The sequence below is a fragment of the Faecalitalea cylindroides ATCC 27803 genome, from assembly GCF_000469305.1.
GTDB lineage: Bacteria > Bacillota_I > Bacilli_A > Erysipelotrichales > Erysipelotrichaceae > Faecalitalea > Faecalitalea cylindroides.
Genome location: NZ_KI270948.1, coordinates 44,365 through 52,531, shown reverse-complemented (window position 1 = coordinate 52,531; position 8,167 = coordinate 44,365). Strand labels below are relative to the sequence as shown.

Below are 8,167 nucleotides of genomic sequence, written 5' to 3'. Positions count from 1 at the left end.
TTGGAGGTTCCGACCGGATTTGAACCGGTGATCACAGAGTTGCAGTCTATTGCCTTACCGCTTGGCTACGGAACCAACTGCCTTAATATAATATAATATATACACAATTTTCGCAAGTATTTTTTACAAAAAAAGATATATTTTTTAAAGTGGTAAATTTTGACAATAATGTTTCTTATCAATGATGATCTTATACCCTCCAGTTAATACTTTTCTTGTACCAGAATCTAAAGGTAAAGAAATCCATGAAGGATCCACGATTCAAAATTCAATCTCATTTTCATCTTGATACCAAACTCGAATGGATGTACAAGTACCATAACATTCTATTTTGGAATTACAGACTATCCCAAAGTATTCTATAAAACTTTTATCATGTACCAAAAATGATTTATTACTTGAAATAATCATAATATCCAAATCTGAGCCCATAATATTTGTTCCTCTTGCGACTGAACCTACGACAAGAATACAATCTATATCAGATGTGTGCTGACCAATTTCTTTTAATTTTTTAAAAACTTGTTTATACAAGATATCTTTCCTCCATACTTATATAAAATAGCTTATAAAAAACTACTTCACGAATGACTCTTTAAATGAGTTGTTGATAATAGAAAAAAAGATAGCCCTAAAAGTAAAAATGTTATACCAATTGTTGTATTCCCATCTAAAAAGTTCATAAGAGCTACAAACAAAATACATATTGAAGATAACAAGAAACATGTAAAAATAAATTTTTCTTTATTCTTCTTTATCATAATATCGTCCTTAAAATCTAATTTGATTTTATCACTTTATTGAAAAATTGATTATTAATATTTTTAAAAATATAATTATTAAAAAAGAAGAAACTCAATTTAGAGTTTCTTCTTTACTTTTATTGGGAGATTTAATTAGTCGCGTTCAACGATTGTAGCGCAACCCATTCCTCCACCGATGCAAAGAGTAGCTAAACCTTTCTTAGCATCGCGTTTCTGCATTTCATGTAGTAGGGTAACTAGGATACGGCATCCAGAAGCACCGACAGGGTGTCCTAATGCGATAGCTCCACCGTTTACGTTAACTTTGCTCATATCAAAGTTAAGGTCTTTAGCAACAGCAACGCTCTGAGCAGCGAAAGCTTCGTTTGCTTCAATTAGATCCATATCATCTACAGTTAAACCTGTACGTTCCATAACTTTTCTTGTAGCAGCAACTGGTCCGATACCCATAATTTCTGGTTCAACACCAGCAAGAGCACCATCTACCCAAGTAGCCATAGGTGTAACGCCTAATTCTTTAGCTTTTTCTTCGCTCATTACTACGATTGCAGCAGCTCCATCGTTAATACCTGAAGCATTACCAGCTGTAACCAATCCGCCTTCTTTACCAGAGCAGCAACGAAGTTTTGATAATGTTTCAACAGTTGATCCAGCACGAGGGCCTTCGTCTTTCTTAAATTCAACGATTTCTTTTTTAACTTTTACTGGAACTGGAACGATTTCATCATCGAATTTTCCTTCATTCTGAGCTTTTTCAGTTTTCTGCTGAGAATTAGCAGCAAATTCGTCTAATTCTTCACGAGTTAAACCATATTTATCACAGATGTTTTCTGCCGTGATCATCATATGGTAATGATTGAATGCATCAGTTAATGCATCATTAGTCATTGTATCAATGATCTTAGCATCATTCATACGGTAACCGAAACGTGCTTTTGTAAGTGCATATGGAGCCATTGACATGTTTTCCATACCACCAGCTACAACGATATCAGCCATACCAGCTTTGATCATAGCTGCAGCCTGGTTAACACAGTTAAGACCTGAACCACAAACAACGTTTAATGTAACAGCAGGTACTTCAATAGGTAAACCAGCTTTGATAGATGCCTGACGAGCAACGTTCTGTCCCTGTGCAGCCTGAATAACGCATCCCATCAAAACTTCATCAACTTGTTCTGGTTTAACACCAGCACGATTTAAAGCTTCTTTGATGACGATAGCACCAAGATCAGCTGCAGGTGTATTGCTTAGAGCACCGCCCATTTTACCAATAGCAGTACGACAAGCACCAGCTAAAACAATTTTTTTACTCATTTTTCATTTCCTCCATTATTGAGATAAGTAAATTATCTTACACACATGACTTTATCACAGGTAACTCTTAAAATCAATGAACAAATTATTTTTTTCACAAGTTAAAATCATCTTTTTTTTAACAACTTAATAATTTCATTTTACATAATATGTTTCTTAATAATAAAATGTTTATAGAAGGAATTTATTATGAAAATATTAATTATTGAAGATGATAAAGAATTGGCTTATACATTAAAAGATATCCTGGAACATAATGCTTTTGATGTCATGATATGTTATACATTTGAACAAGCTTATCAAGAATTAAATAGAGCATATGACTGTTATCTAATAGATAATCGATTGCCGGATGGATGTGGATTAGATTTATGTAAATTAATTCGAGAAATTACCGATGCTCCAATTGCCTTTATTTCTTCAGATACAAATGAATCAAGTATTTTAAAAAGTTATGAATTTGATGCAGATGATTATATTGAAAAACCATTTCGTATAAAGGTTCTTCTAGCAAAAATTCAATCTGTTTTAAAAAGAGCAGGGAAATGGAATCAAACAATCTCACTTAACGATTCAATATTAAACTTAAATCAGCAAACACTTACAATTGAGGAAACAACTTTTTCGTTATCTATTAGCGAAGTTGCTATCGTGGAAAGTTTATTTTCAAAATATCCTAATTATGTAAGTCGACAAGATTTAGCAAAAGCTATTTATTCAAAGACCAATCATGAAACATCTTTAGCTACTGTAAGTACACGAGTTTCTGAATTAAATAGCAAATTAAATGGTAAATATATTGAAAGTTCTAGAAATAAAGGATATAGGTGGATCTTATGAAAAAAAGCTATAAATTACTCATTCCTCTAGCTATCATACTATTTTTGATCTTATTCTTTCTATTTCTTTTGGCGCATGATTATTTAAATCAGATGATAACGATTGCGACTGCCAAAGACCCTTTATATTCTCTTTTTAATAAGCCTGATCAAACAACAATTATTCATGCATATGATGAATTAGATAATCTTGGATATGGGCAAAGTGGAGTGACATATCTTTTTATATGCTTATTCAAAAATACATATTTTTGTTGCATTATGATCTTGATTTGTTTAATCTTTTTTGGCTTTTTATTCTATTTGATTCGCCGGCAAAAGTTAATGAATGAAGATAAAGAAAAAACGATCCTGGCCATTCAGGGTCAGGAAGATCTTGAAAATGACATTGTATATGAGGTGAATAAAATTAAAAAGGAATATGAGGCTAGGATTGTATCGATGTCGTTGGATCAACAAAAACAAAATCAAGAATATGAAAATATGGCACATCAAATCAAATCTTCTTTATCTACATGTTTTTTGAATGTAGACTTATTAAATGATGATGAGGGAAATAAGGGATATATAGAAAGGATCGATCACCAATTAGAAAAAATAAATAAACTGACAAATGACTTTTTAAAAGGATATTCAATTCGACAAAACAATCTTCATTATCAATTTAAATTTTATAATTTAGAATCGTGTATTAAACAAGTTGTTTTGGATGTACAAGAACAGGCTTATCAGAAGAACATTCAATTTGAATTAAATACAAAAGAGTTTTATTTATTTATGGATCCATTTTGGATACAAGAAGCTCTTGAAAGTATTCTGATCAATTGTTTAGAATACGCCTTTGAAAATACTAAAATTTACGTTGATTTAAAAGAAGAAAAGAATCAAGCTATCATCCAAATTCAGGATCACGGATATTCAGTTGATAAGCAAATAGATTTATTTAAGCGGTATGAAACATCAAATCATAATGATAACCATTATGGTATTGGTTTAAATATGACAAAGGAAATTATTGAACATCATTTTGGAAGCATCGATGTCTCATCCCAAGAAAATAAGACTACTTTTAGGATTCTTTTACCTGTCAACAAATTAGAAAGAATTAATATTTAAATTGTGATGCATTTGTAATCTTGCGTTTATTAAAATGGGATCGTAAGGAGACAGTATGAAAAGAAAATTCAAATACTATTCAAAAAATAAGAAATTATCTTTCTCACTTTCTTTGATCCTGTTTGTATCTTTAATGATCATACTTTTTTCTATATTCATGCAGATAAGAATTTTTGAAATAAAAAGAGAGCAAAACCAGGCTGTTTATGGTGCATGGAATGCAGCAGTTTACGATATTTCTGAAACTTCTGAATCAAAGATTGTGTCCAATCAAATGATCCGCTCTATTGGAAACATGAACATTGTCGGAGAGGTTATAGAAGATACAGAATATAAAGGTTCAATCGGGTATGTAGATAAAGATTTTCTTGAAATGTCTAATATTTCTATGAAAGCAGGACATATGCCTGAAAATAAAAACGAAATTGCGATTGAAGCATATGTTTTGGATTTGCTGGGCATTGATTATGAATTAGATCAAAAAGTAAATTTAGACATACACATGGATGACTCTGTTATTCATAGAGAGTATGTACTTTCGGGTGTCATTAATAACTATTCGTCAAGTTGGACAACTGTTGGAACGCTTGCATCATTCTTTATATTTCCTAGTGAAGATACAATTATATCTAAAAATTTGTTTTTAATTGCCAAAGAAGGATATATTGATTCGATTAATGAAATTCAAATTGATGATGATATTGTCATGAATGCATATGTTGAATTTACTTATGATCCTTTTTCTGATCAAAATATACCATTTACTCTATTAGGCATATTCACGGTTTGTTATTCTATTTTATTAATCGCTTATGTCTTTATTCATTGGGCAAATCAGCATACAAAAGAAATCCAAATCTTAAAATCATTAGGAACGGATAATAAGATGCTGGTTAAAGATTTTACCTCTTTATTATTTAAGTCGATTTGTCTTCCTTTATGTGTTTATTTGATCATTTGTATCGTTTTATCAATAAATATATGGGTATCTTTAATCAGTTTGATGGTTTATTTGTTTAGCTTAAGTATGATCGTTTTGATTTGTTATATTTATATTTCTTCTGTGTCAATCAATGTAAATTCCTTTTCAAGTCAAAAAACAATCATAAAGAAAACAATTAAAGTCCGATACAAGAAACAAACACCTTTTTCATTGTTTGTTCGTTCGTTTCGTTTTCATCACAAAAGAGAACTATTACGTATTTCCATATCTGTAGTTTTATTAACTTTGTTGTATCACTCATTGACCTTACAAATTCATGAACAATATCAATTAAATGAAATTTATACACAACCGGATATTCAGATAGCTGGTAAAAATGTAACTTCTTTTAAATATGAAGTTGTTGATGATAATGGCGATCGAGTAATCGGTTATAGAACGAAGCAGCAAGATATTAGTGACCAGCTGGATGTCTTGCTTTCAAATCAATCCATTGAAAACTACTATAGTTCAAATTTGAATTACGATGTTGCTGTTACATGGCCTGAAATAGAACAATCTTTTTTATGGGACAAGAAAGGTATGGAAAACCATTTAACGCACTTTATGGATTATGATTGGCAGAATCAAAAGTGTTTATTTCCAAATGTATACAGTGCAAAACAAACCGAGTATCTAAAATTTTTAAAAGACAACATAGATGATGGAGAGTTTAATGAAGAAGCTTTCTTAAAGGGAAAAGAAATTTATATTTATCTTCCTGAATATACAACAGAAAATTTATTCGATACACAGAATACGGCATACGTCAGTACTGATCCAAATACATTTTATGATTTAAATAAGGTTGTTCAAGAAGACACAATTAAGATCGGAACAAAATTAACTTTACGAACAGCGGATGGCTTTCAAAAAGAAGCCAAAGTTGGAGGAATCATTCGTCATGTTTTTGAAGAATACGATCCATCATTAAATAACGAGACGCCTTATACTGTGTTCGTTTCTCCAACTTTCTTTGACTCAAAAGGACAGGTAAATCAACTTTACCTATATTTAGATAAAAACATACAGCAGGAACCAACGGAAGCTTTCTATGCTAGTATTTGCGCAAAAAATGATCTCAGTTTTTTTAACAATGCACAGAATAAAAGAATTCAGCAGGAAACGATTCAAAATAACATGGTCTTAAATTCTGTGATTCTTACAATTGTTATAGCTATTGTTTTATTTACGCAGTATATCTTGTTTAGACAAAAAAATGCTGATGTTAAAGACAAGATAAAGATTTATCATCAATTAGGAATTGATAAATCAATCCTTCATAAAATAAAATTGTATGAAATACTAATAGAATCCTGATCATAATTTCTATTTCTTTTGGGTTGTTTGTTTTTATTCAATATTTTGACTATTTACAGGCGCCAAGTTTGATGTATCCTTTTTCAAATCGATTTTCACAGGAATATTGGTCCTGGCCTTTATATTTCCTGGTTACTCTTGCATTTCTTACATTATATGTTCTATCCATCTTAAAAACAGGAGATGAATAAAATTTAGTAGTGAGATTTTTGAAAAGAGATCATTCTATATCCATTTCTACAATATCATTAAGATCCAAAGTCTTTTTGACAATTTGGATCTTTTTGTTTTCAAAATCAAGTTTTGCTACTTTTCCTTTAAATTGTACATATTGACCTTTATCATAATAAATGACTTTAATCACCATACCAGGTTGTACTTGATGAACGGTTCTGTCTAAAAGTTCAAGATCATCGTTGGAAAGCTCTCTTTTTGGTACAATGATCCTTTCTGTTTGTTTGATGATTTCTCGAAATCCTCTTAAAGAATCAAACGATTGAAACATCTGTGCTCGTTGAGCCCGAACTCTAATCGGCATTGTGACCACCTACTAATGTATTTCTTTTTTTGGCTGTAGCTCTTTTTAAGTAATTCATTCCTTTTAAGACAGAATTCTTGCCATATTTATGATGAATTGACAGGATTGTTTGCTGGATTCTTTTTTCTTTTTCAATATCTTCAGGATCGGTAAATAAGTCAAATTGCTCATATAATTCACTTTTTACGTTGCCAAAACTGATGGCAATATGGCGGATGGGGTAGTTAGGATTCACACCTATTTTATATAATCGCTTAAATTCGTCTAATAAAACACGGCACGAATTTGTTGTGTTAGTTATTTGTCGACTCACTCGAGAAGGGGGAATGATATCTTTGGAATATCCGATGAAAAGGGAAATGTGATTTGTAACTAGATGTCGTTCTATTAAAGTTAAAACATTGATATCAACCATTTCTTTCATGACTAAATAAGCATCATCATAGGAATAGTCTTCAAAAAGGATTTGAGAATTGGAAATTGAATTGGCTTGTGGAACATAATTTTTGATATCTGCAATAGTTGTTGGTTCCTTGCCCCAGGAATGATCGATCAAGTATTCTGCATTGACACCAAAAGTTTTATATAAATCTTTTTCAGGATAATGAGCTACACCATATAGATCTTGTATTCCTAAAGCGTTCAATCGTTTTACGGTTCCTGGTCCAATCATCCAAAAATCCGTTAAAGGTGTATGATACCATAATGTTTGTTTAAAGATATCCTCATCAAGATAAGCTATATAATCTGGAGCGTGTTTCGCCATGATGTCCAAGGCAATCTTGCTTAAGAACAAATTGGTTCCAATTCCAGCAGTTGCAGTTATGCCGGTTTCTTTAAAAATATCTTGAATGATCATCAAAGCAATTTGTTTTGGGTTCATTTTATATAGATTTAGATATGAAGAGATATCTAAGAAAGATTCATCGATCGAATAAACATGGATATCTTCGCTGGATATATATTTTAAGAATATTTCATGGATCCTGGCCGCATATTCCATGTATAATTTCATTCTTGGCATGGCAATTTCATATTTGATGTGCTTGGGAATCTCAAAGATCCTTCCTCGACTTTTTATGCCAAGTTTTTTGATTGCAGGTGTGGCCGCTAAAGTAATAGCACCAGGCCCTCTTGTAGGGTCGGCAACGACTAAGTTTACTTTAAATGGATCTAGTCCTCTTTCTACACACTCTACTGAAGCATAAAAGGATTTAAGATCGATACATAAATAATATTTGTCCATCTATATCACTCCTCTGTGAATTCATATTATAACTATCCAATTCTT

The 8,167-nt window shown here is 31.4% G+C and carries 7 protein-coding genes and 1 tRNA gene; 3 read left to right on the top strand and 5 right to left on the bottom strand.

What is annotated here, in order from left to right; genetic code table 11:
- Position 1 precedes the first annotated feature (1 nt).
- The 3 genes from HMPREF0367_RS00340 to HMPREF0367_RS00330 form a co-directional block, all read right to left on the bottom strand.
- A tRNA-Cys gene (locus HMPREF0367_RS00340) sits at positions 2–75 on the bottom strand.
- Between the two features lie 186 nt (positions 76–261).
- Complete coding sequence (locus HMPREF0367_RS00335; RefSeq protein ID WP_211237370.1) at positions 262–534, bottom strand: nucleotidyltransferase domain-containing protein; 273 nt, start codon at positions 532–534, stop codon at positions 262–264.
- A gap of 362 nt (positions 535–896) precedes the next feature.
- The gene (locus HMPREF0367_RS00330) at positions 897–2,081 is read right to left on the bottom strand and encodes an acetyl-CoA C-acetyltransferase (protein ID WP_015535880.1); all 1,185 of its coding nucleotides are present in this window, start codon (positions 2,079–2,081) and stop codon (positions 897–899) included.
- A gap of 189 nt (positions 2,082–2,270) precedes the next feature.
- Between HMPREF0367_RS00330 and HMPREF0367_RS09920 the strand changes: the two genes are divergently transcribed.
- The 3 genes from HMPREF0367_RS09920 to HMPREF0367_RS00315 are packed head-to-tail and all read left to right on the top strand — an operon-like array spanning position 2,271 to position 6,338.
- On the top strand, positions 2,271–2,921 hold the full coding sequence (locus HMPREF0367_RS09920; protein WP_051335100.1) for a response regulator transcription factor: 651 nt from the start codon (positions 2,271–2,273) through the stop codon (positions 2,919–2,921).
- Positions 2,918–4,036, top strand: a complete 1,119-nt coding sequence (locus tag HMPREF0367_RS00320) for a sensor histidine kinase (RefSeq protein ID WP_035400024.1) — start codon at positions 2,918–2,920, stop codon at positions 4,034–4,036. Before HMPREF0367_RS09920 ends, HMPREF0367_RS00320 begins: the two co-directional genes overlap by 4 nt.
- 55 nt (positions 4,037–4,091) lie before the next feature.
- On the top strand, positions 4,092–6,338 hold the full coding sequence (locus HMPREF0367_RS00315) for an ABC transporter permease (protein ID WP_035400021.1): 2,247 nt from the start codon (positions 4,092–4,094) through the stop codon (positions 6,336–6,338).
- 220 nt (positions 6,339–6,558) lie between these two features.
- Here HMPREF0367_RS00315 and HMPREF0367_RS00310 read toward each other — a convergent pair whose 3' ends face one another.
- Both HMPREF0367_RS00310 and HMPREF0367_RS00305 read right to left on the bottom strand, forming a co-directional pair.
- Positions 6,559–6,876, bottom strand: coding sequence for a YolD-like family protein (locus HMPREF0367_RS00310; protein WP_035400019.1), 318 nt, complete (start codon positions 6,874–6,876; stop codon positions 6,559–6,561).
- Positions 6,866–8,122 (bottom strand): Y-family DNA polymerase, encoded by a 1,257-nt coding sequence (locus HMPREF0367_RS00305; protein WP_035400016.1) that lies wholly within the window; start codon positions 8,120–8,122, stop codon positions 6,866–6,868. Before HMPREF0367_RS00305 ends, HMPREF0367_RS00310 begins: the two co-directional genes overlap by 11 nt.
- Positions 8,123–8,167: the final 45 nt, after the last annotated feature.

Bases quoted from the DNA above. Each gene is read 5' to 3' on its own strand.
- HMPREF0367_RS00315 (WP_035400021.1), top strand. From the start codon at position 4,092: ATGAAAAGAAAATTCAAATACTATTCAAAAAATAAGAAATTATCTTTC.
- HMPREF0367_RS00320 (WP_035400024.1), top strand. From the start codon at position 2,918: ATGAAAAAAAGCTATAAATTACTCATTCCTCTAGCTATCATACTATTT.
- HMPREF0367_RS00305 (WP_035400016.1), bottom strand. From the start codon at position 8,122: ATGGACAAATATTATTTATGTATCGATCTTAAATCCTTTTATGCTTCA.
- HMPREF0367_RS09920 (WP_051335100.1), top strand. From the start codon at position 2,271: ATGAAAATATTAATTATTGAAGATGATAAAGAATTGGCTTATACATTA.
- HMPREF0367_RS00330 (WP_015535880.1), bottom strand. From the start codon at position 2,081: ATGAGTAAAAAAATTGTTTTAGCTGGTGCTTGTCGTACTGCTATTGGT.
- HMPREF0367_RS00310 (WP_035400019.1), bottom strand. From the start codon at position 6,876: ATGCCGATTAGAGTTCGGGCTCAACGAGCACAGATGTTTCAATCGTTT.